Source organism: Pseudoalteromonas sp. BZB3 (genome assembly GCF_040104455.1).
In the GTDB taxonomy this organism is placed as follows: domain Bacteria; phylum Pseudomonadota; class Gammaproteobacteria; order Enterobacterales; family Alteromonadaceae; genus Pseudoalteromonas.
The window spans coordinates 15,718-40,645 of sequence record NZ_JBECOS010000012.1 but is presented as its reverse complement, the minus strand read 5'-3'; the positions used below and the strand labels follow the sequence as shown (position 1 = coordinate 40,645).

21 protein-coding genes are annotated in these 24,928 nt (G+C 41.8%); 9 read left to right on the top strand and 12 right to left on the bottom strand.

Annotated elements, in window-relative coordinates; genetic code table 11:
- Positions 1-10 precede the first annotated feature (10 nt).
- On the top strand, positions 11-442 hold the full coding sequence (locus tag ABMY35_RS13750) for a GNAT family N-acetyltransferase (RefSeq protein WP_349286719.1): 432 nt from the start codon (positions 11-13) through the stop codon (positions 440-442).
- Positions 443-597: 155 nt separating this feature from the next.
- Here ABMY35_RS13750 and ABMY35_RS13745 read toward each other — a convergent pair whose 3' ends face one another.
- Both ABMY35_RS13745 and ABMY35_RS13740 read right to left on the bottom strand, forming a co-directional pair.
- Positions 598-2,166: a basic secretory protein-like protein gene (locus ABMY35_RS13745; RefSeq protein ID WP_349286718.1), complete on the bottom strand. Its 1,569-nt coding sequence runs from the start codon at positions 2,164-2,166 to the stop codon at positions 598-600.
- A 302-nt stretch (positions 2,167-2,468) separates the two neighbouring features.
- Positions 2,469-3,464, bottom strand: a complete 996-nt coding sequence (locus ABMY35_RS13740; RefSeq protein ID WP_349286717.1) for a LacI family DNA-binding transcriptional regulator — start codon at positions 3,462-3,464, stop codon at positions 2,469-2,471.
- A 296-nt stretch (positions 3,465-3,760) separates the two neighbouring features.
- Between ABMY35_RS13740 and ABMY35_RS13735 the strand changes: the two genes are divergently transcribed.
- The 6 genes from ABMY35_RS13735 to ABMY35_RS13710 all read left to right on the top strand — a co-directional run bounded on the left by ABMY35_RS13735 (position 3,761) and on the right by ABMY35_RS13710 (position 12,726).
- Complete coding sequence (locus ABMY35_RS13735; RefSeq protein WP_349286907.1) at positions 3,761-6,094, top strand: GH92 family glycosyl hydrolase; 2,334 nt, start codon at positions 3,761-3,763, stop codon at positions 6,092-6,094.
- A gap of 11 nt (positions 6,095-6,105) precedes the next feature.
- Positions 6,106-8,646, top strand: coding sequence for a GH92 family glycosyl hydrolase (locus ABMY35_RS13730; protein WP_349286716.1), 2,541 nt, complete (start codon positions 6,106-6,108; stop codon positions 8,644-8,646).
- 2 nt (positions 8,647-8,648) lie between these two features.
- The gene (locus ABMY35_RS13725; protein WP_349286715.1) at positions 8,649-9,857 is read left to right on the top strand and encodes a sugar MFS transporter; all 1,209 of its coding nucleotides are present in this window, start codon (positions 8,649-8,651) and stop codon (positions 9,855-9,857) included.
- Positions 9,854-10,852, top strand: a complete 999-nt coding sequence (locus ABMY35_RS13720) for a carbohydrate kinase (RefSeq protein ID WP_349286714.1) — start codon at positions 9,854-9,856, stop codon at positions 10,850-10,852. The genes ABMY35_RS13725 and ABMY35_RS13720 overlap by 4 nt, the downstream gene beginning before the upstream one ends.
- 7 nt (positions 10,853-10,859) lie before the next feature.
- Positions 10,860-12,038 carry an AGE family epimerase/isomerase gene (locus ABMY35_RS13715; protein ID WP_349286713.1) on the top strand — a complete coding sequence of 393 codons (1,179 nt, stop codon included), beginning with the start codon at positions 10,860-10,862 and terminating at the stop codon, positions 12,036-12,038.
- 223 nt (positions 12,039-12,261) lie between these two features.
- A complete protein-coding gene (locus ABMY35_RS13710) occupies positions 12,262-12,726 on the top strand; it encodes a hypothetical protein (protein WP_349286712.1) in 465 nt (154 codons plus the stop codon).
- A gap of 98 nt (positions 12,727-12,824) precedes the next feature.
- Here the strand turns inward: ABMY35_RS13710 and ABMY35_RS13705 are convergent, their stop codons facing one another.
- The 8 genes from ABMY35_RS13705 to ABMY35_RS13670 all read right to left on the bottom strand — a co-directional run bounded on the left by ABMY35_RS13705 (position 12,825) and on the right by ABMY35_RS13670 (position 22,208).
- Positions 12,825-13,445, bottom strand: coding sequence for a hypothetical protein (locus tag ABMY35_RS13705; RefSeq protein WP_349286711.1), 621 nt, complete (start codon positions 13,443-13,445; stop codon positions 12,825-12,827).
- Positions 13,446-13,540: 95 nt separating this feature from the next.
- The gene (locus ABMY35_RS13700; protein ID WP_349286710.1) at positions 13,541-14,359 is read right to left on the bottom strand and encodes a lamin tail domain-containing protein; all 819 of its coding nucleotides are present in this window, start codon (positions 14,357-14,359) and stop codon (positions 13,541-13,543) included.
- Positions 14,360-14,707: 348 nt separating this feature from the next.
- Positions 14,708-16,027 (bottom strand): ATP-binding protein, encoded by a 1,320-nt coding sequence (locus ABMY35_RS13695; protein WP_349286709.1) that lies wholly within the window; start codon positions 16,025-16,027, stop codon positions 14,708-14,710.
- Entirely contained in the window at positions 16,027-17,361 is a 1,335-nt protein-coding gene (locus ABMY35_RS13690) for a sigma-54 dependent transcriptional regulator (protein ID WP_349286708.1), read from the bottom strand. The genes ABMY35_RS13695 and ABMY35_RS13690 overlap by 1 nt, the downstream gene beginning before the upstream one ends.
- A gap of 66 nt (positions 17,362-17,427) precedes the next feature.
- Entirely contained in the window at positions 17,428-18,651 is a 1,224-nt protein-coding gene (locus ABMY35_RS13685) for an FtsX-like permease family protein (RefSeq protein WP_349286707.1), read from the bottom strand.
- Between the two features lie 2 nt (positions 18,652-18,653).
- Positions 18,654-20,012 (bottom strand): ABC transporter permease, encoded by a 1,359-nt coding sequence (locus ABMY35_RS13680; protein WP_349286706.1) that lies wholly within the window; start codon positions 20,010-20,012, stop codon positions 18,654-18,656.
- Positions 20,013-20,026: 14 nt separating this feature from the next.
- A complete protein-coding gene (locus ABMY35_RS13675) occupies positions 20,027-20,722 on the bottom strand; it encodes an ABC transporter ATP-binding protein (RefSeq protein WP_349286705.1) in 696 nt (231 codons plus the stop codon).
- Between the two features lie 217 nt (positions 20,723-20,939).
- Positions 20,940-22,208, bottom strand: coding sequence for an HlyD family efflux transporter periplasmic adaptor subunit (locus ABMY35_RS13670; protein ID WP_349286704.1), 1,269 nt, complete (start codon positions 22,206-22,208; stop codon positions 20,940-20,942).
- Between the two features lie 248 nt (positions 22,209-22,456).
- On the opposite strand from ABMY35_RS13670, the gene ABMY35_RS13665 reads away from it, so the two are divergent.
- Complete coding sequence (locus tag ABMY35_RS13665) at positions 22,457-22,750, top strand: hypothetical protein (protein WP_349286703.1); 294 nt, start codon at positions 22,457-22,459, stop codon at positions 22,748-22,750.
- 97 nt (positions 22,751-22,847) lie between these two features.
- Here the strand turns inward: ABMY35_RS13665 and ABMY35_RS13660 are convergent, their stop codons facing one another.
- Together ABMY35_RS13660 and ABMY35_RS13655 are read right to left on the bottom strand one after the other, a co-directional pair.
- A complete protein-coding gene (locus ABMY35_RS13660) occupies positions 22,848-23,378 on the bottom strand; it encodes a GNAT family N-acetyltransferase (RefSeq protein WP_349286702.1) in 531 nt (176 codons plus the stop codon).
- A 6-nt stretch (positions 23,379-23,384) separates the two neighbouring features.
- Complete coding sequence (locus tag ABMY35_RS13655; protein ID WP_349286701.1) at positions 23,385-24,551, bottom strand: MFS transporter; 1,167 nt, start codon at positions 24,549-24,551, stop codon at positions 23,385-23,387.
- A 103-nt stretch (positions 24,552-24,654) separates the two neighbouring features.
- Here ABMY35_RS13655 and ABMY35_RS13650 point away from each other — a divergent pair, with 103 nt between their 5' ends.
- Positions 24,655-24,927: a LysR family transcriptional regulator gene (locus ABMY35_RS13650; protein ID WP_349286700.1), complete on the top strand. Its 273-nt coding sequence runs from the start codon at positions 24,655-24,657 to the stop codon at positions 24,925-24,927.
- The last annotated feature ends 1 nt before the right edge of the window (position 24,928 follow it).

The window sequence follows — 24,928 nt, the reverse complement described above, 5'->3', positions numbered from 1 at the left end:
AGAGATAACTATGTATATAGATGATGTGCTTCCCAGCGATTATGCTGAACTGCTAAGCGTTTGGGAAAACTCAGTCCGAGCAACTCACAACTTTATAAGTGAAGAAGATATCGCGTTTTTTAAGCCAATTATCATTGAGCAAGCGTTTCCGAATGTTATTTTACATTGTATGAAAAATACAGCGGGCGCAATTGTCGGTTTTATTGGTGTTCATTCAGAGAAAATAGAAATGTTATTTATTTTGAATGAATATAGAGGGCAAGGTATTGGTAAAGCGCTATTTAAGCACGTATTGAATTGTCATTCCATTAATAAGGTCGGTGTGAACGAACAGAACCCTCAAGCAGTAGGTTTTTACGAAGCGATGGGGTTTAAAGTTGTATCACGTTCACCTTTAGATGATATGGGGAAGCCATTTCCAATTCTCCATATGTCTTTCTGATGGGAAATAAAGTTTATTCAACCAATTTAAAGTAAAGTGAGCTCGATGAAAGTTAGCAAATCAAGACAGAATTAACGCCCAAAGCCAATAACTTTGGGCGTTTGCGTTTTCACTTGGTTTAAATTGATTGGAGTTTACGCTTTAGGCGTTTTCGATTAATACTGTAGCTGGCCGCCAGATTGAATAAACTGCACATAATCATTCCAAGCTTGCTCTACGCCAACCCCCAGTAAGTCGGTAAATACACGATCAAACGACCAAGTGTAATTTGGGTAATCAGCTGCTGATTGATTGAACTTACGTATGAATAGTGGATCTTTTTCTTGTTTTATATAGTGTAAGAAAAAGCCCGTTGTTGTGTATCCGCCCAACCATCTTCTCGAATTGCCAATGTCTGGCTGACGCGTTTTGTGGTAGCCCGCACCAATACGTACTGCATCTGCAAGTCCTTCGGTATATGCCCAAAAAGGACCACCATCACCATAGCCATCACGTGTTACTGGTGAGTTGTTATAACCATGTGTTATTTCATGATACAGAATGCCATCAATTTCATCTTTTATTGAATTATCATTATTGCCACTTTCTCTATACAGCCTTTCTAGGTGACGAGTACTTACAGCAATGGTCATTTCACCAGAGCCATCTCTACCAGTTTTATAGGCAACAAAGTCATTACCCCATGGATCCAATGCTCGAAGCTCGAAGCGCAAATTTCTAAAACGAGAAGACTCTCTAGGATCTGTGTAAAGTACTTGGGCAACATCAATACAGCGTTGTGCCATGTGATTTGCTGGATTGCCAAGTATACGATTTACCAGCCTTGAGCCCTCTGTCTCTGGGTTCATATCAACAAAGTCAACAACAGGCTTTTGCCATAGTCCATCATCACCGCCACCTGAGTCTTTTTCTTCATTGATATTGATTTGATAGTTTGTCTGCGACCAGCCGTAAACAGAGACGTAGAGATTATTGCCTTGCGCTTCGCAACTTTCAGTTGCAGTGGGTGAAGTACTGGCACAGGTGTAGTTTGCTGTATCTGGTTGACTACCGAGACCAATATATAGGTCCGCATCACCAGAGCCTGAAGTCGTCGCTTTTACTTTACCCGTAACGCTAAATGGGCCGTAATGTTTCCAGCTTCCTTGATTTAAGCTGTGGCTATCTTGCAGTGGTAATTTATCTCCTGTAGGAGGGGGAGGAGTCACTGAACCACCAAATAGCTCTATTTCGGCCAATTGTAGAATATTCGCCCCATTGTTTGCTGTTACATTTAAACGAATAAAGGTGTAAGCGTCTTGGTTATTAAACGAATATAGTTTTTTCTCGTAACGTGAAGCAAAGCTATGATTAGTTTGGGTGTCTAAATCTGTCCAATTTAAACCATCGTTAGAGCCTTGAAGTTGCCAATCTTGCGGATCGCGCTGTTGTGCATCGTTTGCCGAAGTAATGCTATAGCCAGTAACAACTTGCTGCGTTGAGAACTGATAGCTTATCCACCCAGTAGGCTCAAAAGTGAGCCATTTGGAATAGTGATTATCATCAAACGCCTTATCCGCAGTTTCGCCATATTGGCTGTTTTCTGCTGATGCACTGATGGCATTTGGATCTAATTGAGTAAGGTCATTACTCGTGGTGGAACTTGCATACACTTGGCTTGTTAAAGCTGCCAACAATAGTGATAGAGCAAGTGGTGTTTTTCTTATCAATTTGATGTTGTTCATAATAGCTTCCTTTAATTGTAACGTTCCAATTTTATTCTGATCTAAAAATTGTCAGATCTGAGTGATGTTTTTTGGAACGTTCTAATGGTTTGCTCGGACATGAAATTTGTCAAATTTTATTTTACGTAAAATTTACATTTTGATGGCTTTTTTATTAACATTTTTATGTTTTTTAGTGGTTTATCTGTGTTAATAATTTGTGATTATAACTTATGTTGTTGCAATAAATGAAACTTGATTGGGTTATATCGAAAAGTAATAAATAAGAGGAGATAAGCAGTGCTTTTTAGCACTGCAAAAAACTATGAGCTACGTTCGATTAACGCTACTGGGACTTGAGTTAATCCTTTTTGCGTGTCGTTTTTCAAGATATGACACACGGCTTTAGCGATATCGTTGGCATCAATTTTTACTGTGCTCAGTGGCACACTCATCAATTTAGAGTCGTCTAAGTCATCAAACCCGATCACGCCGATATCAGCACCAGGCTTTAAGTTTTGCTCGGCTAGATATTCAATCACGCCATAAGCCACAATGTCGTTAAAGCAGACCACAGATTCAACTTGCGGCACTTGAGCTAAGCATTCTGACATGGCGAGTCGACCACCGTGACGGTTTGTGGTGCTATTAAACACCCAAGTTTGTATGTCGCCTTGCTCTTTGGCGGCTTTGTTGAACCCAGCTAAACGTTGATGGTAATCCGATATTGCTGCATCACCACCAATAAAGGCGATGTTCTTATGACCGCGTGCGATTAACGCTTTCGTCGCGTTATAAGCACCCATTTCGTTGTTTGGTAATACACAAGGTACTTGGCTGCCATCTACTTGACGCATGATGCTGACCACTTGCGTATGCGGCTTTTGTAATTGATTGAGCCAGCTTGCTTGGGTGTTTGGCGTTGGACAGATAATAAAGGCTTTCACACGGTATTCTTGCAGTTTGGCTACAATTTCCGTTTGCGTTAGGGCATTTTCGCTGGTGTTAACGAGCGTTGCCATTAAACCCAATTCACGAATGTGTTTTTCAAGCGCAACCGCTAAATTTGCAGAATAAGGGTTGGTTAAGTCGTTGATCACAATAGCGACTAAATCTGAAGACTTACTGCGCATCGCTGCGGCTTCACGATTATAAACGTACCCTGTTTCTTCGATGGCTTTGAGTACTTTTTCTTTTGCGCGGTCGCTGGCTTTATCGCTACCGCGTAAAACAAGTGACACCGTAGACTTTGAAACACCCGCTACACGGGCTACGTCATGTACAGTGACAGACTGCTTGTTAGTATTATTTGTTTTCAAATTTTGGCTATCTATAAAATGTGATTGTGCTTTTAACAGCGCCAACCAGTGATTAATTTCATCGCAATGGGTTGTATTCTAGCAAATCGATCAGTATATTCAAATTACTCTTGGAACGTTCCATTTTACCTTTAATAGGAAATTAAAGGATAATCGGCTCATTCCAATACCAATCGTTAAAGATTGGTATCTATATTTATTTAGGCTATTTGGAAAAGAGGCAAACAATGAAAACGATAAGCCACGGGTGGCACAGTGCTAAACGCATGACTTACTCACTCGTCACAGGCGGTGTGATGATGTTAGGTGCGACACAAGTTGCAGCAAACACGCAATATGTTGACCCATTTATTGGTACTGGCGGTGATGGCCATACTTTCCCAGGTGCAGTTGTACCTTTTGGTATGGTGCAATTGAGCCCAGATACCGACTCTGTATTTCGAGGCATTGACCCACAGCCAGAAATCTACAAGCGTTGTGCGGGCTATCATTATGACGACACCACCATTGTAGGTTTCTCGCATACCCACTTTAGCGGCACGGGTCACTCAGATCTTGGCGATTTACTAATGATGCCAATTACGGGCGAAGTGAAGTTAGAACCGGGTAAAGCTGACAACCCAGATGCAGGTTATCGTTCTCGCTTTAGTCACGACAATGAAACGGCAAAGCCGGGCTATTACCAAGTTTGGTTACAAGACTACAAGGTGAATGCTGAGCTCACAGCGACTACCCGCGTAGGCATGCACAAATACACTTTTAAAAAACATGATAAAGGCAGCGTGTTAATGGATTTAACGCACAGCATTTATAACTTCAAAAACAAAGTCATTTGGAGTGATGTGCGCGTTATCGACGACCGTACTATCTTAGCTTATCGTGCTACTAATGGCTGGGCGAACAATCGTCAAATGTACTTTGCCATTGAGTTCTCAAAGCCGTTTAGCGATATCGAGCTGATTAACCTAGACAACACACGTTACCGTTGTAATGGCTGTTTAACCGAAGGCAATGGTAAAAAGCCATCGACCATTGTTAACTACAAAATCCCAGAAGCCGCAGGTAAAGCCATTAAAGTGGTTGCAGATTTTGAAGGCCTAAAAGGCGAGCCACTGATGGTGAAAGTGGGTATTTCAGCGGTCAGCAAATCAAATGCACTTGAAAACTTAAAGACTGAAATTCCGCATTGGAACTTCGATAAAGTGGTTAAGCAAGCAGATGAAACATGGCACAAATCACTTGATAAGTTTGAAGTAGAAGGCTCGCTATCTGAAAAGCGTCAGTTCTTCACGTCGGTTTATCACGCACTACAAGCACCGAGTGTATATCAAGACGTAAACGGTCAATATCGTGGTGTTGATGGTGAAATTCACCAAGCGAAAGACCACACGCACTACACGCTATTCTCGCTATGGGATACGTATCGTGCACTGCATCCACTATTGACTTACATTGAGCCTGATAAAGTATCAGATATGATCTCTTCAATGCTTGATCATTATCAGCAGAGTCATGACAAAATGTTACCTATCTGGTCGTTCCAAGCCCATGAAACGTGGACGATGATCGGTTATCACGCGGTATCAGTCATTGCTGATGCATATCTAAAAGGCATTCGTGATTTCGACGTTGAGCTGGCTAAAAAAGCCATGATCGATACTGCAAACCACCCGCATTACGATGCCATTCCTGAATACAAACAATATGGTTATGTACCGTTAGACGTGCTACCTGAGTCAACGTCTATCACTTTAGAGTATGCATATGATGACTATACGATTGGTCAATTCTTCACGGCGCTTGGTGATAAGAAAACAGCGGCTGAATACTACGAGCGTGCGACATACTACAAAAACGTGTTTGATCCAGAAGTACGCTTTATGCGTGGTCGCATGAAAGATGGTTCATGGAATCCAGACTTTGATCCGCAAGAAGCAAAATATATGGGTGCATTCACCGAAGGTAACAGCTACCAGTACAGTTTTTATGTACCACAAGACGTACACGGTTTAATTAAGCTAAAAGGTGGCGACAAGAAGTTTGTTGAGCGTCTAGATGAGTTATTTGAAACTGAGCTGTCGTACGAGAAAATCAAAGAGCATGAAGACATTGCAGGTCTAATTGGCCAATACGCTCACGGTAATGAGCCAAGCCATCATATTGCCTACCTTTATAATTATGCCGGCGAGCCGTGGCGTACTCAGGCACGTATTCGTCAAATCATGGATACGCTGTCTTCAGACAAGCCTGATGGTCTTGCGGGTAACGACGATGTAGGCCAAATGTCGGCGTGGTATATCTTCTCAGCAATGGGTTTTTACCCAGTATCACCGGGCGATTTAACTTACGCATTAGGCGCACCACAATTACCGAAAATTTCTTTAGCATTGGCAAACAATAAGCGATTCACTGTGGTTGCAAAAGGTCTTTCTAAGAAGAATAAATTTGTAAAAGAAGTACGCTTAAACGGCAAAAAACTTGAGCGCAGCTATATCACTCATGATGACATCATGGGCGGTGGCAAGCTTGAATTCACTATGTCGGTTAAGCCTAACAAGTCATTTGGTCAATCACTGTCGGCACGTCCGCCGTCGATGAGTAACCCAGTGAACAACAACTTCTTAAAATAAGAGACAGAAGCATGAAAAAGACATTTTCTCGTTCATTGCTTCTTGTTACGCCTGCGGTTTCACTGAGCCTTGCGCTCAGCGGCTGCGGCGATAACCGCAATGAAGATGCACAAGCAAAGCCTGCTGAGCAAGCAAACAGCAAAGCCGTTGCATATGTGCAAGATCCAGCCAGTTTTGTAAATCCATTTATTGGTACCAAAGGTCCATTTAACCATCGTCAAGCGGCTAACGTTGTGCCAGGTGCGGTGCAGCCATTTGGTATGTTCAACTTTGGTCCTGAGCATGCTTACACCGAAGCATTAATGAAAGAAAGTGAAGGGATCAGCAAGCGCATTAATGAAGACAATGTGCGTATTCCAGTCTCACCGGGCGGCTACAACTGGCAAGCGACACGTTTAAAGGGCTTTTCTTTTACCCGTTTGTCAGGCACTGGGTGTTTAGGTGCGTCAGGCGATGTGCCAGTTTTACCATTTAACCAAGCCATTAAACATTCTCCTGCGACCGATAAAATTAACGCCTATTATGGCGCGAACTTTAGCCACGATGATGAGACTGCCATTCCTGGTTATTACCAAGTTGGTCTAGATTCTGGCATTGATGTACGTTTATCAGCAACCGATCGTACTGGTATTGCCGAATTTACCTTTGACTCGCCAGAGCAAGCCAAGCTGATTTTTAGAACGGCTTATTCTCAGCTGGGCAGTGGTGATGCGTTTACCCAAGTGGATTTAGAAAAAGGTGAGGTGAGCGGTTATGTCACCAGCGGTAACTTTTGCGGTTACTTAGGTGAATATAACCGTCGCGATTATTACACGCTACACTTTGTGGCGAAAATTGATGCGCCGATCACAGGCAGCGGTGCGTATGTTGATAACAAGGTAGCAGCCAATGCGACTTCTAGCCAAGGCGGTATGGGCTATGGTGAAACCGGTGTGCCAGAGTGGGGTAAAGGCTCAGGTTTATGGGTTGATTTAGACGTGAAAGCAAAACAACCTGTCACAATGCGTGTGGGTATTTCTTACGTAAGCCTAGACAATGCCCGTGAGAACCTTGCCAAAGAACAAGCTAAGCAAAGCTTTGCGCAAATAAAAGACAAAGCCTATGCGGGTTGGAATGATGCGCTAAGTCGCGTGAAAGTGAAGTCTGACGATAAGGACTTACTGACGACTTTCTATACGGCCTTATTCCACAGTCAATTCCACCCAAATATTTTCAGTGATGTGAACGGCGAGTACCGAGGTTTTGATCAACAAGTTCATACGATCACTGACAAGCAAACAGCGCAGTATGCGAACTTCTCAGGCTGGGATGTGTATCGTTCACAACTGCAGTTAGTGAGCTTAACGCACCCGCAAGTTGCCAGTGATATCGCACAGTCGCTATTCAATCAAGCCAATCAGTTTAATGGTATTTGGGACAGATGGACGCACAACAATGGCCCAACAGGGGTAATGAGTGGCGACCCATCAGCGATTGCCATTGCCAACTTTGTGGCATTTGGTGCGGATAAGTTTGATATCGAGGGCGCGTACGAGTCTTTATACAAAGCCTCAACAGTGCCAACAGAGTACGATTTATCAGACGTAGGTTGCCCTGTTTTTTGTCGTGGCCAAAAACCGTCCTTAGATGAGTGGCTAACGCTGAATTACTTATCTGATCAATCTAATTCGTGGGAAGGGGCGAGCGAAACCTTAGAGCAAGTCTCTGCCGATTTTGCCATGTCACAATTTGCAGCGCGCTTAGGTAAAAACGCGCACAGCACTGAAATGCTCACGCGTTCAGGTTATTGGAAAAACCTTTATAACCCTAAAGCGACCTCAGAGCTTGGCTATATTCAGGGCCGCAATAAAGATGGTAGCTGGAAAGAAGCGTTTGACCCATTCAGTGGTCACTTATTTGTCGAAGGTAGCCCAGCGCAGTATTTATGGATGTTACCGTTTGATGGCCAAGGGCTAAGCCAACTTCTTGGTGGTGATGAGGTAATGTCTGAGCGTTTAGATTCACACTTCCGTAAACCTGATGGTACTTGGGTGTTATATCGTGATTCAGCGCAATATGCTGATGTATCGAATCAGCCATCAATTGCCACGCCTTGGATGTATCTATACACAGGCGATGCGTATAAAACACAGCAAACGGTACGTGAGACTATGAAGCAACTTTGGCATAACTCAGTGTCAGGTATTCCGGGTCAAGACGATTTAGGTCAGATGTCATCTTGGTATGTGTTCTCAGCATTAGGCATGTATCCGTTCTACCCAGGTCGTGCAGACATGGTGTTATCAAGCCCGGCATTTGAACAGGCACAAATTGGTAACCTAACCATTCAAGCGCCTGCTGCAAGCGCCGAACACATTTATATTAAAGGGCTAAAAATCAATGGTAAAGACACGCTGAATAGCTGGATTGGTGAATCATATATTCGTACCCCGCAGCGTCTAGAGTTTACTTTAGATACTAAGCCTAACACTGCGTTCGGTGGTGCACTTGAGCATCGTCCACCATCTTATTCTGTTGCCGCTACTTCGGTAGCAACGTCTGAGGCGAATTAATCATGGCAAAACAAATTAATCAAAAAATGGCGTTTTATGCCATGACCAGTTTGTTTTTTATCTGGGGTTTTATTACCGCGTTAAACGACATTCTGATCCCATTCTTAAAAGCAGAATTTTCACTGAGCTATACCCAAGCTATGTTGGTGCAGTTCTGTTTCTTTGGCGCTTATTTTCTATTGTCGCCATTGGCCGGTCGTATGGTGGCGAAGTTTGGTTATCGCAATGGTGTGTTCATTGGCTTATCGACATTAGCTTTGGGCTGCTTGCTGTTTATACCTGCAGCAAGCGTGAAAGAGTACGCGTTATTTTTAGGTGCACTCTTTGTACTTGCAGGCGGTATTACCGTGCTGCAAGTCTCTGCAAACCCTTATGTTAATTGCTTAGGCGAGCCACAGCATGCAGCCAGTCGCTTGAATTTGGCACAGGCGATTAACTCATTAGGTCATACCGCAGGGCCACTGTTTGGTACCTTCTTTATTCTTTCGGCAACCAGCAGCAGTGCCGGAGCCGAGCAAGTGCAATTACCTTATTTCTTAATTGCACTGGCAGCCATTACGGTGGCTTGCTCGTTCAAGTTTATCGAACTGCCTAAACTGGATTTTGAACAGCAAAAAGACGTTGAAGTGAACGGCTCAATTTGGCAGCAAAAGCACCTTGTGATGGGCGCACTGTGTATCTTCTTGTACGTGGGTGCAGAAGTATCTATCGGTGGCTTCTTAGTGAATTACTTCGAACGCCCTGAAATAGGCGGTTTGACAACAAAACAAGCGGGCAACATGGTGGCTTACTATTGGGGCGGCGCGATGATAGGTCGCTTTATCGGCTCAATCTTAATGCGTAAATATGCGCCTAGCTTGGTATTAGCCTTAAATGCAGTGATGGCGGTGGTGCTATTGATGGTCACTGTGTTTAGTACTGGCAAGGTTGCAATGTGGAGCGTATTAGCGGTTGGTTTCTTTAACTCAATCATGTTCCCAACGATTTTCAGTTTAGCAATTCGTGGTTTAGGCCAGCTAACAGCCAAGGGCTCGGGCTTATTATGCCAAGCCATCGTTGGCGGTGCGGTTTTCCCACTGCTTCAAGCGGTTGTCGCTGATAAATTCTCTGTACAAGTAAGTTTCTTAGTACCGGTATTCGCTTATGTCTACATCCTATTTTTTGCTTTGAGCCAATATAAGGGTCGAGCGCAAGAGGTAAGTGCAGCATGAGCGGGGTGTTATGTTATGGCGAAGCGCTGATTGATTTTTTACAGTTTCAAAGCCAAGAGCAAGATGGCTTAATCATTAACGATTATCGACAATTTCCCGGTGGTGCGCCTGCCAATGCTGCGGTGGCCTTGGCCAAACTCGGTGGGCGGGCGGAATTTGCCGGGCAAGTGGGGAGCGATCAGTTTGGTGAGTTTTTAATTCACAGCCTTACGCATTACGGTGTTGATACTCAGTTTACTTTAAAGCACGAGACTGCCCCTACGCCTCTGGCCTTTGTGCATCTAGACGAAAGTGGCGACAGAAGCTTTACCTTTATGCGAAAAGACAGCGCTGACCTTTTGCTCACACCTGAGCAAGTCAGCGAGGCGTGGTTTTCAAACAATAGCCTTGTGCATTTGTGCAGTAATACACTGACTGAATCTGGCGCTGTTAAAACCACGAAAACTGTGCTTGAACAGGCAAAAGCGTTGAACTTACAGGTATGTTTTGATGTGAATCTGCGCGCCAACCTTTGGAAAGATCGGCACATTGATATTGCCTTGGTGAACCAAGTGGTGAAACAAGCCGATATCGTCAAGTTTGCTAAAGAAGAGTTTGAGCTGTTATCTCAAGATAATCCTGAGCATTACTTAGCTGATTGTTTAGCGGCAAATTGTCAGCTTATTTTGATCACCAATGGCGGTGATGAGATTGAGTATGTAAGCAAACAATTCCGTGGTCACGTGACTCCAGCGAAAACGCAGGTGGTTGATACCACAGCCGGTGGCGATGGCTTTATTGGCGCGATTCTATACTTGCTCAGCGAAACCATCCAACTTGAAAGCTTACTGAATAGCGAAACACAAATTCAAGCTGCTGTGGCTTTTGCCAGTTGCGCAGGCGCAATTGCGGTGTCGACGCAAGGTGCTTTCCCTGCATTGCCAAGCTTCAAACAAGTCAGCGATTTATTTAACGAACAATTTAGTGGCACATACGATGCTGCCTTTTTAGAGTAAAACACACGTGAATTTTTATAACTCAGAATTTTTAACAACACACAGTCAATCGATCGTCGACTTTTATAAAGACCGCTGCGTCGACAACGACCTTGGTGGCTATTTCCAAAACTACTTAGACGATGGCACAACATTTAACAATGGATTTCGCCAGCTTGTCAGTAGCACACGAATGGTTGTTAACTTTTGTCGTGCGGCAAAGCTGTTAAACAACGACGATTACTTAGTCATTGCAAAGCATGGTTTGGGCTATGTAGAGCAACAACATTGGCGCGAATCTTCAAAAGCTTACGCATGGACTTTGCAAGACAACCAACCGCAAGACATGACACAGCAAGCCTACGGCTACGCTTTCGTATTGCTGTGTTACGCCCATTGTTATAAAGCCGGTGTCATTGACTCTGATGCAAAGATAAATGAAACATTCGAGTTACTTGAATCGCGTTTTTGGCAAGCTGAAGAGGGGATCTACGCCGATACCATTTATGAAGATGGAAGGTTGTGTGACTACCGTGGTCAAAACGCCAATATGCATATTTGTGAAGCGTTAATCGCAGCATATGGTGCGACTCAATCACTTCGTTATCTTAAAAAAGCGCAGCATTTAGCCAATCGTTTTTGTTTTGAGTTATCAGCGCAAAGTTTAGGTTTAGTGTATGAGCACTTTACACCAGAGTTAGTGCCTGATCTTGAATACAACAAAGACGACCCGAAAAATCTATATCGTCCTTGGGGTTTCCAGCCGGGCCACCAAACAGAGTGGGCTAAGTTACTAATACAACTCAATGCCTTTGAAGCGCGCCCTGAGTTTGTTGAAAAAGCCCAGTACTTATTTGATGTGGCCTATAGCAAGGCGTGGGATACCTTCCACGGTGGTTTGGTGTATGGCTTTGATACTGAATACCAAACTTGTGACAGCGATAAGTATTTCTGGGTACAAGCCGAAAGCTTTGCAGCTGCAGCTATGTTGTTTGATGTGACTAAACAGCCACAGTATCTAGAACAATACAGCGCACTTTGGGGTTATTGTTGGCAGCATTTTGTAGATCATGATTTCGGCGCTTGGTTCAGAGTTCTGACAGGTGCGAATCAGAAATATAGTAATCAAAAGAGCGAAGCGGGTGCAAAATGTGATTATCACTCGTTGGGTGCTTGTTTTGATGTGCTGGAGTTTTCTTTTAGTTAAAAGTAAACATTTATAAATTTGATGACACACTGCCCATGTGAGTCATAGGTTTTTGCGCTTTTTGCGTCGTGCAGACTCCTACTCGAAGCATCTTTGCTTTTGATTGAAACATCTTTGGTGTTCATTAAAGGCTTAGGTGCTTTTTTACTATGTTTTACATTCGTGACTTGCACACTAAAACACCATCAGATACCGTGTATATAAAAATAAGCGGGGGACTATTTTGAAATTATCAGAATTAAGAGTGTCAGATAAAGCACTTATGGGGCTGGTACTCAGTTTGACTGGCTTACTCTTGATAGGACATTTTAGTATCGAAGAGCCTGTTTTGCCCGATTATCTCGTGATTTGTATGGCCATTTTATTCGCTGGCCAATGCTATCGTTTTCATCCTAAATATAAACAAGATAACGCCTTAACCAATCAGATCCGTCGTGACGGCGATGTGCTTAAAATAAAGAATAAATCGTTACACACAGTTATTGGCACTCAAAAAAGCCAACGTATTGAGATTGAACGCATTTCAAAAGTTACCGTAATTGATGAAGGGCTTTCCATTATTATCGATGGCAATGGGGCAGGCTTTGATTTTTTCTTGAATGATAGTGGCAAAGACATTGCTGAGCATCTTAAAAGCTTGCTATCGCCACAAGAGCAAGCGAAGATCGTGTTTGAAGTGATTATTTAAGATTCTTGAGAAACGAGAAACGAGAAACGAGAAACGAAACTTCAATGTAGGCGAGGGCTTCCCCCTCGCTCTGTTATCTTTATATGGTTAAGAATAGCTTAAAGACTTGAGCTCTTTAATTTGTCCAAAGCTAAATTAAATTTTCTATCGTTACTGTCTATTGCTTGTGCTAATTCATGCAGTGACTTTTCACCTTTTTGATAGTCAATCTCTAGACGCAGTGACTCAATCGTATACGTCAATAACACAAGATAAATTTGCGGTTGATTGCCATTACTTGTTTTCTGTAAATTAAACTTATACTCGTTTAAATCTATCAGGGTTTCTTCTGAAAGTGTTCTATTTACTAGGCTTTGCCTCATAAAGGTGTTGAGGTAATCAGGAAATGGTAAAGGGTTTTTATCAAAAAAGTGTGCACGTGTTTCATCTTCCTTTGGCAGATCTAAGTAAAACTCATACAGATCTTTAGAGTAATCATGAGAACTCTCAATGGCTGCAATCGTGGCTTGCATGAGCTTAATAACGTGTTCTTTTTCTTTTTGCTCTTCTTCTATATTGGCAAATGCCATAGCTAATAGCACACCAAATAAAGTCGCAATTAAGGTAAGGAAAAAATTTATACCTGTAGAAAATCGGTTAATGGCATCTTGGTACTTGGGTACAAATGTGAGCATGCCAAGTACAATCAGTAGAATGGTTAAAAGTGTGTATAAAATCATATCCCTGAGCTCGATTTTTATTATCAGCTTGCATCATAGCATGGTAAAAAAAAGGGGGCTAATGCCCCCCCAAAATCACTATGAAGCTTAGGGAGTTATGCAAAGTGATATTCGTTAACACGCTGCTTATTTTTATCTAATAATGCAACGGTGCTTGTTGTTTGTTGAAAAATAGGAGTCGAGCTGTCAAATGAGTAACAACCTGGCTCGTTATGGTTAGCGTAAATTTTTAACTCAGAGCAGGGCTCCATTTTTGCCATTTGAGCAAAAGTAAACTCAGGACCATCCTTGATACATATCATCCAGCCAGATAAATCTACCCAAGAAGTACTTAAGTTGATTAACTCAATATGATCTTTGTCTTTATTGCGGTTTGTGTTTGTATTATGGCTGATGTGCGAAATAATGATTGACTCATGTGCTTTACGGCCATTGATCCAAGCACTAACCACACTGCCTTCAGCATCTAATAATCTGATATGGCAACCACACTGTTTGAATACTGGGCTAACCTTATTAAACATGAAAGTGCTTTGCTGTTGTTCAATTTTAAGTATTTGGCTTGGTTTAATATAGCTATTACGTGGAAATGTGAACAAAGTCTCGCCTGTTTCGGCAAGCTCCAAGCGCCAGCTCTCAAGGTCAATAATAGCTGGGCCAGTATTTTTTAATTCAACACATTCATTTGAGCTAGTAGAGTTCACGTATTCAATTTGAACTTGAAGTGGCGCCATCAGCTTAAAACAACTGTGCCAATATGATTGGATCGCACCATGCGCATGTCGCTGGTTCTGAAGATTAGGCAGAGAGTTTAATGTATTGTTTTTGATTTGTTGATGCACTTTGTCGAGCGCCGAGCGAGCATCTATTTGCCAAATTTCATTGGCCATATTTTTTCTGGTTTCAAAATTCACAGTTAGCTCCTTTAATCGCTTATGAATATATTCATAAGTCGTAATACATTAAAACTTTAGCACTACACTGATCCGACGGTAGTTTTGCTTTGGTTCTGGTTGCTTCCTTTTCGATAATTAATACGTGAAGTGAGTTAAGTTTTAAGAACAATTTAGTTTCTGTTTTGGCTGTCTTCAAACGCATTATGGGGACTAATTTATCCTAGATTGAAACAGATTTATACTACTTAATGCGATTTTTATGCTTAATTTTATTACATCACATTACAAATTTGCAGAAATAGCTTTATGAATATATTCATATTTTGATGTTTATCAATGAGTTATGAGTTTTTTAATATTTTGTTTTTAAAATCTTAATGGAATGTCAAATTCAACCATAACACCACCATTTGTACGATTTTTAATCTTTAATTGGCCTTGATGTGCGTTTATCACTTCTGAACAAATACTCAAGCCAAGTCCACTACCGCCTTGTTTTGTTGAAAAAAACGGTAAAGTTACCTGGCTGATTTTGCCTTGAGAGATCCCTTGACCTCGGTCGACCACAGCAAAGCGAACCCGGTCATAATCTTTAACGACTTTAATGCCAATATCGGACACATTTGAACCAGATTCATGGGCATTTTTAAGAAGGTTTATTAAAACTTGCTCTAGCTGTAAAACATCGAAATAGGCATATTCGCATGGCAAATCAGCCAATAGTTCAAAGGCATAGAGTGTTTGGACGCTCTGCAGTGTATCTGCTAGATTTTGTTTTCTGATATTAGGTTTAGGCAAACGTGCAAATTCGGCATACTTTGCGATAAAAGCGTTCAAATTAGAGGCTCTTTGGTTAATGGTTTGCAAAATGTCAGGGAGTAAATCAAGGTGCGAGTTTTTTTCTAAAATGGCTTCTGCAGACGATGTGAGCGAAGAAATTGGGGCCAATGAGTTATTGAGTTCATGGCTGATTAAACGAATGGCGTTTTTCCAAAGTTGTAGCTCTTCTTTACCAATTTCTAAAGATAGGTCTTTGCATAAAACCAGCTGGTGGGGTTGGTGGTTATAAGTGACGGTTTGGTTGGCAATATAATAACTATGTTTTAAGTCATTGTGTTCAAAGCTGACAATGCCAGAGCCTTGCTCAAGCAAAAAGGAGCGAATTGGTGCACTAACGTTATCAAGTAAGCCATATAGCTCTTTGCCTTTTAGCGAGCCTGCAACTTGTAATAGCTCGTTCGCTTGCTGATTGTGATAGACCACCTGCTTAAAGGGGTTAAAAAGCACAATTGCCATTGGTGAGGCTTGCACAATGCTATCTAGCAAGTGCTCTTTTTGGCTCAAAGTCTGTCTTTGCTCAGTAAGGTTGCGAGCAAGGTCGTTATATAAGTCTAGTATGGGTGCTAGGTGTTTATCGCCATCTGGGTGAATGCGAATAGAAAAGTCGCCATCTTTGAAGCTTTTAATGCCATCATGTAAAGCATCAAGCTGCTTTTGTTGGAAGCTGACAAAATAAAAGAGAAAAGTTGATAAGCATACAAATGATAAAGTAAATGCTAAACCAGTTAGCCAAATGCCTTGATATCCAAACTGTTCACCCGCAGCATAAATAAACCAAAACAGTACAAAAAAAGCTAATAAAGCATAGCCTGTTTTGTGCAATAAACTTATCTCATTGTGCTGCATTATTTTAATCCGAACTTTTCCATACGACGGTAAAATGCCTGACGGCTAAGACCTAAACTACGGGCTGCTTTAGCAACAATACCTTGATGTTTATCGAGTGCACTTTGGATGTCTTGCAAACTGTATTCGACCTTCTCTTCGACCGGCACTTTTGAAAGTGTAATCCCTAAATCTTTACTTTCAATGGTATTGTTTTGGCAAAGTAGTGCGGCTCTACCAAGCACATTTTGTAATTCTCGTACGTTACCAGGCCACGAGTGCGCCATTAATGTGTGTTCTGCATTGGCACTAAGCGTTTTATCTGAATCCAGAAATGATTGTACCAATAGAGGAATATCGTCTTTTCTTTGTGCCAGAGGGGGCAGTTTTAACTCAATCATATTGAGTCGATAGTATAAGTCTTCTCTAAACTCACTGTTGGCGATGGCTTGAGGCAAATTGCTATTGGTTGCACTGATAATACGTACAGAAACTTTACGCGTTTTGGTACTCCCAACGCGTTCAAATTCGCCACTTTGTAATACTCTAAGCAGTTTTTGTTGCCCAGATAGTGGTAAGTTGCCAATTTCATCTAAAAATAAAGTGCCACCATTGGCTGCTTCGAAGCGACCTTCTCTGGCTTTGGTTGCCCCAGTATATGCGCCAGCCTCTGCACCAAATAATTCTGCTTCGATTAAATCTGCAGGTAATGCGCCCGCGTTTACTTTTATAAAGGGGGCATCTTTATATTGGCTATTGGCGACGATAAGCTCAGCGACTTTTTCTTTACCTGCACCATTTGGTCCAGTGATTAAGATGGGCGCATCTGAATGGGCAACTTGAGTTGCTATCTCAACGAGGTTAATCATGCTGTTGTCGGCGAATACCATGCCAGCCAGATCGAAGTTATCACTAAGGTTTTGAAACCGTGATCTTTGCTTAACGTGATTGCTCAGTTGCTGCTGTTGCAGTTGATAGCTTTCTCGTAAATTTTGCACTGTTGTAAGAAGCTTTTGATCTTCCCAAGGTTTGGCAATGTAATCGGCTGCGCCATCTTTTATTAGCGCTACGGCCATTTCAAGATTAGCCCAAGCAGTGAGTAGAATAATAGGAAGGTCTGGGTCAAAATGTCGAATTCGGTGGTAGAGTGCTTCGCCTTCTTCACCTGAAGTAGTATCTCGTGTGAAGTTCATGTCTTGAATGACGAGATCAAAACCACCTTGTTGCAGTTTCGTCATACCTTCTTCTGGGCAAGTTGCGCCATCGCACTCAATGTCATTAATTAAAAATAAAATCCTGAGTGCTTTTACTATGTCAGGGTTGTCGTCGATGATCAGAACTTTACTTTGCTGCATATTGTTTTTCTTTTTTGTGCTAGAGAGGTTTTATTTCTCTCTAGCTTAGTTTTATTAATTATCGGTTTAACTGGCTTTAGTCACTTGCGCAGGCGCAATTAACGTTGCCTTTCTGGCGGGTAAATAAGCCGCAAAGCAAGTTAATAGCCAAACAAATAAGGTCACCAGTATGCCAACGACAATATCGGGTGTCCCTTGTACCCCAAGTGTTTGTAATAGTGCCATGTTTAGCCACAAAGATAAAAAGAAGCCTATTACTAAGCCAACCAGTGCTAGTAGCGAATTTTCGATGATTAGGCTTTTTAATACCATGCTTTTACTCGCGCCCAGTGCTCTTAAAATACCTAAGTTTTTATGACGCATTTTGACCGAGAAGGTAACGAGCGCAATAATGCCTAATGAGGTGATCAGTAAGGCGACCGCACTGATAGCAAACATCACAAAAGCAAAGCTACTTCTGCCATCCCACAAACGCTTTTTAGCACGAGCAGAGAATTCGACACGAGACACGATACGTCCCGGCTCTTGATAAAGTAATGTCTCAATTGTTTCTAATACTTTCTCTGAGGTATTAGGCGCAACACGAATAATATAGTTTATTTCGTTGTTTCGGCCGTAAATAGCTTCTGGAATAACCATACCGTGATACCAAACTTGCTCGTAAGTCGCGCTTTCTCCAAGCATTTTATCTTCGAAAGTCCCCACTACTTGATAAGGCGTTTTTGAACCATTCAAATAGACGGTTTGACCCAAAGGCGAAGCCTCTTCGAATAGGGTTTTAGCTAAATCATCGCTGATAAGCACAACACTTGCTGGTGTGGTTGTGGCATCTCCTGTGACAAACTCGTTTGCGTAGAAATCACGACCACTGCTAATATTGAGCATTAAAGACTCAACGCCTTGTTGGTCGACACCAAATAGGGCAATAGAATGATCTTTGGCATTTTCATCAAGGTTATCGGTATACACAACATTGCTGGAGCGACGTGTATCAATGACGCTTTCTTCACCGCTATATGTTGCTGAAACAACTTCAGGTAGTGCTCTAATAGCCGCTAGGTCGCGTTCAATTAATTGCCCTTTATCGACTTGCTCATCATAGACGTTAGTAACCACATTTAAGATTTGCTTTTCTTCAAGTTTTGATGGAATTAACCAGTTTTGAAGTGTTGCATAGCTAATGAAGGCGCTATTGCTGACGATCATTAGGGTAATGGCAACTTGGAAAACAATTAGTATCGAGATGCTTTTTTGTTTCAGAATTAATTTTAGAATATGTTTTAAAGACATGATTACCCCCTAAGCTGCGATGCTGGTGAAATACCGCTGATACGGTAAACCGGATATAAACCTGCAATTAAAATAGCGGCATAAATGAACGCACCAGACGTCAATGCAAAGCTGTAATCCATACTAAATAAGTGTTTGACCAAACTTGGATCTGCCGAATAGTCCATTTGATACATGTTAACTTGGAACATTAGTTCAAGGCCTAAGTGGGCGAATAGTACACCTGCAATAATGGCTGCGAAGGCAATTAAACTTATTTCAATAAGATGTATTTTTACGATATACCAGCGACTTGCACCAAGTGCACGATAGAGCGAAACCAGTTTGTTCTTAGATTGGTACTTCGCAAGCAAAATGCCCACCGTATTCACTAGGCAAATTGCAAATAGCAGATAAGAAAACTGAAGATAAACTTTTTCCCAACGCATGAATTGTGTAAATTCATTCAGTAGTAGCTGTAAATCGTTCAACTTATACTTCTCTTCGTGCGGAAAACGGCCAAGTTTTGCTTGTTGTTGTGTGTAATTACGCGCCCACAAAGTTGCAGCAGCGAGTTGTTGCTGGTGGTTTTGTTGGTCGAATTCAATCCAAGTGTGAAGGTAGCCGCATTCAGCTGATTTAAGTGCTGAAATATTATGTTGGCGATATTCACTGCGTTGGTTTTCTTCTTTTGTCTGACAAGGCATATAACCAGCACGAGGCAGATTCATTCTCTCAGCCGTTGCCATAGGCACTATCGCTAAATCGTTATAACGGTTGCTAAAGCGCATATTTGAAATGCGACGGTTGTGTTGAGATAAGTCCATCACACCGACAATCTTTAAAGGCTGCTTATCGACTTTGATAATTTGGCCTACTGAGTTTTCTCCTGAGAAAAAGTGGTCGTTGACTTTTTTATCGATTACGATGACGTCACTGTCTGATTGTGCTTCTAACCAGGGCGCACCGAAAATAAAAGGTACATTAAATATATTAAAGTAATTGATATCTGAAGCAGATGCTGTGGCAATCATAGGTCGTGCGCTATCGAGTTGCTCTGACTCTAAAATAAAGCGCGTGTCATAGTTAAATGACAGGTGTTTATAGTCTAAATCGGCATTTTTAAGTGCCTGAGCATCTTGAAACGTCAATGGCGGGTAGCGAAATTGGTTGCGTATCTCAAAGTCGTTATCCATATAGTTGAGGCTAAAGTGATGCATTTGCGGCGCTTTGTTGGTTAGCACACTGTTGCCGCTTAACTTCACTGTGGTACTCATGGTGAGAAGTAATGTAATACCGATCACCAAATTAACTATCATTAAAATAGTGAGCTTGCCTTTTTGTTTAACGCCTTGCAGGGCGAGTTGAAATAAGTCTTTCATGTCGTACCTGTACTTTAAACTGCTAAATCAGTAAGTTGGCTTTTGTTAATGTCGGTTAACTGACCATCTAGAATCTGAATATTGCGATGTGCGCGTTGGGCCAGTTCATTATCGTGCGTTACCATCAGTAAGGTTGTACCTTGCTGGTTAATCTCTTGCAGTAAGTCCATCACTTGGCGCGCCATATGGGTATCAAGGTTGCCTGTTGGCTCATCGGCTAATAAGAATCTCGGTTGTCCTGCAAGTGCACGTGCTATTGCAACGCGTTGCTGCTGACCACCACTTAATTGTGCAGGAAAGTGTTTACCTCGACTAGCAAGGCCGACCATTTCAAGGGCATTTTCGATGCGTTGCTTACGCTCATGGCTTGGTAGCCCTCTAAAAATTAAAGGCACTTCAATGTTGTCGTAAAGGTTTAATTCGCTGATCAGGTTAAAACCTTGGAAGATAAAGCCAATTTTTTCGTTTCTGATTTTAGAAAGTTGGCTGTCGTCTAATTTACTAACATCCTGACCGTCTAAAAAGTATTGGCCTTTATCAAAAGGTTCGAGCAAACCAGTTAAGTTTAAGAAAGTTGTTTTACCAGACCCAGAAGGGCCAGTGACAGCGATAAAGTCCCCTTCATTTACCTCAAAGTTGACATCAACCAAGGCGTGAGTTTCGATAAGCTCGGTACGATAAATTTTGCTGATGTTCTGCATTGATAACATGATATTTTCCTTTTTATTAATTAACCTGAGCATTGGTTAAGAGATTTACTAAAGTATTGATATTCATATGATAAGTGCTTTTTCAAGTCTGCAGCCGGAGACTTTTAGCGATAACAAGGCGAATTTACGCGTCAATAGCTGGCCTATTGCAAGTAAATTCAACGCAGTTAACGTTGAAAGTAGCCGCTGGAGATAGATTTATTATCCAGAGTTCAGGTTAATTACTAAGCATGACGTTTTGTTGGTTTTGAAACGCAGCAAGACTTGAGATGATGAGCTTATCTCCAGCTTTCACGCCCGATGTTAACTCAACTTCATGAATACTTTTAGCGCCAATGCTGATTGATTGACGCTGTGCTTGTCCTTCGTTTATTAAGTAGGCAATTTTGCCTGCGCCAGTTTCGACAAAAGCGCCGCGTTTAATTTTCAGGACGTCTTGTTTTTGCGACAAAATAAGTTGCGCACTGACACGCTGATTTTGTCTAAGTTTTTCTGGCTGTTGGTCAAAGCGAATACGACCTGCTACACGGCCTTGCTCAACTTCGGGAGAAATAGCCACTAGAGTTGCAGGATAAGTTTGTTGGTTGATTTGAATATTTGCGGCTAAGCCAATCGCCAGTTCATCGGCTAAGTTCTCAGGTATAAAGGCTTCGACTTCAAGCTCTGATAAATCAACCAATGACATCAGCTCTGCATCTCGTTGCACATGCTGTTTTTGTTGCACGTTCACCGTGCCGACGATGCCAGTAAGTGGTGATTGAATGGTTAAAGCTGCAACTTGACGCTCGAGTTCTTGGGTTAAATGTTGCTGACGGGTCAAGGCCAGTTCAGCAATCTTGAGTTCAAAATTAAGACTCTTCTGCTCTAAGCTTAATGCCTCAATGGCATGCTTTTTATTGAGCTCAGCGCGTTTCAATGCAACGATTTTCTCTTCGAGCTCTAGCTTTGAGATTATTTGTTTTTCGATACTGGCATTAGCACGTTCCATAGCACTCGATGCCGCTTCTAGGTCAACACGTGCTAGTTCAGCACGCTGCTGGGTATCAAGTAAGCGTTGCTCTGTAGTGATCTTCTGACGATTAAATTCAGTCTCTAATCGCGCCAAAGTTGCTTGTTCCTGTAGTAACTGATTTCTTAGTTCAGGGCTATTAATACTCAATAGGTCTTGCCCTTGAGTAATATTATCACCCGCTTTCACATGTAAAGTGACCGTACCTGGTGCAATGGCGTAAACTGCTGGATTAATTGCAGCCAGTGTTTTACCCTCAACGCGAATGTCTTCGAGCATGTCACCGCGCTCAACAAAAGCAGTTTGGATCACCGATTGTGAAACCACTAAATCAGTACTTAAAAGTTGACTAAATTTCGGCACTGAATAAGCCGTTAATGCTGTTGTGGCTAGTAAGCCTGATGCAAGCAATAACCATTTTTTGCTATTTCGACGAGGTGTTACTTGCTTGTCTTGTCCTTGGGTGTCTCTGATCACAGCTGTCCGCCTTAAAAATAATATCTGAAAGATAGTTAGGTATTACAAACAGCATGCCAACAAGTAAGTTTATGAAATTATTTGTTTTTTGTATTTTTGTAAATTTTAATTATATATATCGGACGGTCAGTCGGACAGATTTCGGACGGGTGTTAAACTGTCCGCTCTCATTTGTGGACATGCGTTATGATCAAGACAGGCCTCAATGCCGTACTTTGTGGTTATGTGATTAATTTAATGGTTAAGTGATGAGAAATAGAGTGAGACGTGCTCCGAAACCTCAAGGCAATGCTTATATTCAGGAAGTACTGAGTGCCTTGAAAGCAAATCCTGAAAAAATCGAGATATTGGCGCGTAATTGTGATGAATATAAGCAGCAAATGCATTTGAAACGCGGGTTTTTAAGGGCCATTGAGCGTCTTGAATGGGTGATCCATGCCAGCAAAGATATCGAGCAATTTGAAAAATCGATACTGGCCGATGACTATATCGGTGAAGTGATCAGACGCTATCCGCTCTTGTTTAAGGGTATAAAGAGTTAAGGGTATAAAGAGTTAAAAGGATAAAGGGCTAAGGTTTAAAAGTGATAGGCATAAAGAGCTAGGTGGATACAGAGTATTATTAATAAAAGTTAGAGGCCTAAATTATTTCATGTTTTAACACACCATATGTAAAGCAGTCTGTTGTGCCAGAAGGAAGCATTAAATTATTTCTGAGCCTTCCTTCTCTTTTCATCCCCAGCTTTTCCATGAGCTTCCACGAGGCTATGTTATCTACAGCGCAAATCGCGTTAAGTTTGTTAAGTTTGAACTGAGTAAAGACTTCTTTGATTAAAGCGTTAGCGGCTTCAAACGCATAGCCTTTACCTTGATACTTGCCAGCTAATCTATATCCAATTTCACCACATTGATGCTCGACAGAAACAAACTTGAACATCAGCTCACCAAGTAACTGGCGGCTTTCTTTACACTCAATCGCAAGTATTAACCTCTCGCCTTCTTTGCCTTTCCAAGGTAATTGAGCTTGCGCAATCCGCGCTTGTGCATCCGCAAGGGTTGCTGGCTTGCCAATAAAGCGTGAAGTAAATGGATCGCTTCTATGTGCTAATACTGCCTCTAAATCAGAGACTTTAAGTCGACGTATAATCAATCTTTTTGTAGTGAATTCCATTTATCTTTATCTCTCACATAGGGTTAGGTTTAATGATAGTTTTTTCCAGCAAAGCCATAGCACAATTGAGCAAGTTAGTACGATAAGGGGCAATATATGTTGACTGCTAAATAAAATAACATTAGTTAGCCAAGCTAAGGCCGTGAAAAATAATAACTCTATTGCGCCTACTAGCGCATTAGCTGAGCCGGCTTTCTCTGGTTGTAGTAAGCCAATGATGTGCATGTAACTCGGAAAATATGCACCAAATACCATCATAATTAGCGTGTAAGCAAATAGCATAACTAACGCACTTATATGGCTAAACTCGAAAATAAACGCAGCTATTGGCAGCGCAGGCCATAGTAATTTGACGATTTTCATATAGCTCATACGTTTTTGCATTATTTTTGCTAAAGACGAACCGACTAACAAGCCCGCCATAGGTAACATCATCGCGTAGCCAATTTGCTCTGTATTAAACTGAAACTGTGCCTGTAAATAAAAAGGTAAATAAAGCTGAATGGTCAAATAGAGGTAAGTAGGCAACCATTTAAAATTGGCTAATAAAATTAAATTTTTTTCTTGTAAAAGCGATTTATAAAGACTCGCTAGTGCGCTAGGACGTATTGATTGCGCTGCGTTCTTTTCAGATTTAGGTAAAACCACAAACCCTAACCACAACACCAATGCAAAATGAATCACCATGATAAAAGACAACCCCTGCCAATTGATAAGTTGCGCGAGTGTGCCTGCAATCATAGGTGAAAGGATTGCAGTGACTGAGGCCGCCATTGCAAGACTTGCCATTGCACTTTTTAATTTTGCGCCAGTTAAATACTGTGCTAACAAGGTTCTACTAATCAAAACCGGCGAAGCAGAGCCTATCCCTTGAAACACTCGACCTAGCAGAAATTGCCAATTTGACTCCGCAAAGCCGCATATTAACGTGCCTGTTACTAAGATGAGTTGCCCAGCAATGAGAATTTTTCTATCACCGTATTTATCTCTCAAAGGCCCAGCTATCAGCTGGGTTAGCCCAAGCGTGATGAAGAAACTCACTATCACCGCTTGGCTGGCACTTGAACTTAAAGCCAGATCTGCTGCTATGTCTGGCAAAACAGGCATATAAAGCTGGCTTGCAAACTGAGAGCAAGACATCAATAGCACCGCTAGAAATACAATCGAAGACATAACTTTTCTTAAAATAATGGATAGGCGAACAAAAATACTGGCTTTTTACTTTCTTAAAAATAGGGTAATAATAAAAATACTAATTCCTAACAGGAAATAATAAATGGATTGGCTATCTGCAGTTAATAGTTTCGAACTTGTCGCCAAAACTAACAGCTTTACATCGGCTGCCGAGCAGCAAGGTATTTCGGCCTCAGCGGTAAGTAAACGCATTGATTGGCTGGAAAAACAATTAGCAACCAGCTTATTTGTGAGAACCACTCGACAAGTAAGCCTAACCGAATCTGGACAAGGTTTTTTGCAAAATGCTGCACCTTGGCTTGAACAATTTGATGCCATGCTGGAGTCAGTAAAAAGTGCCCATGAAGAGCCTTAAG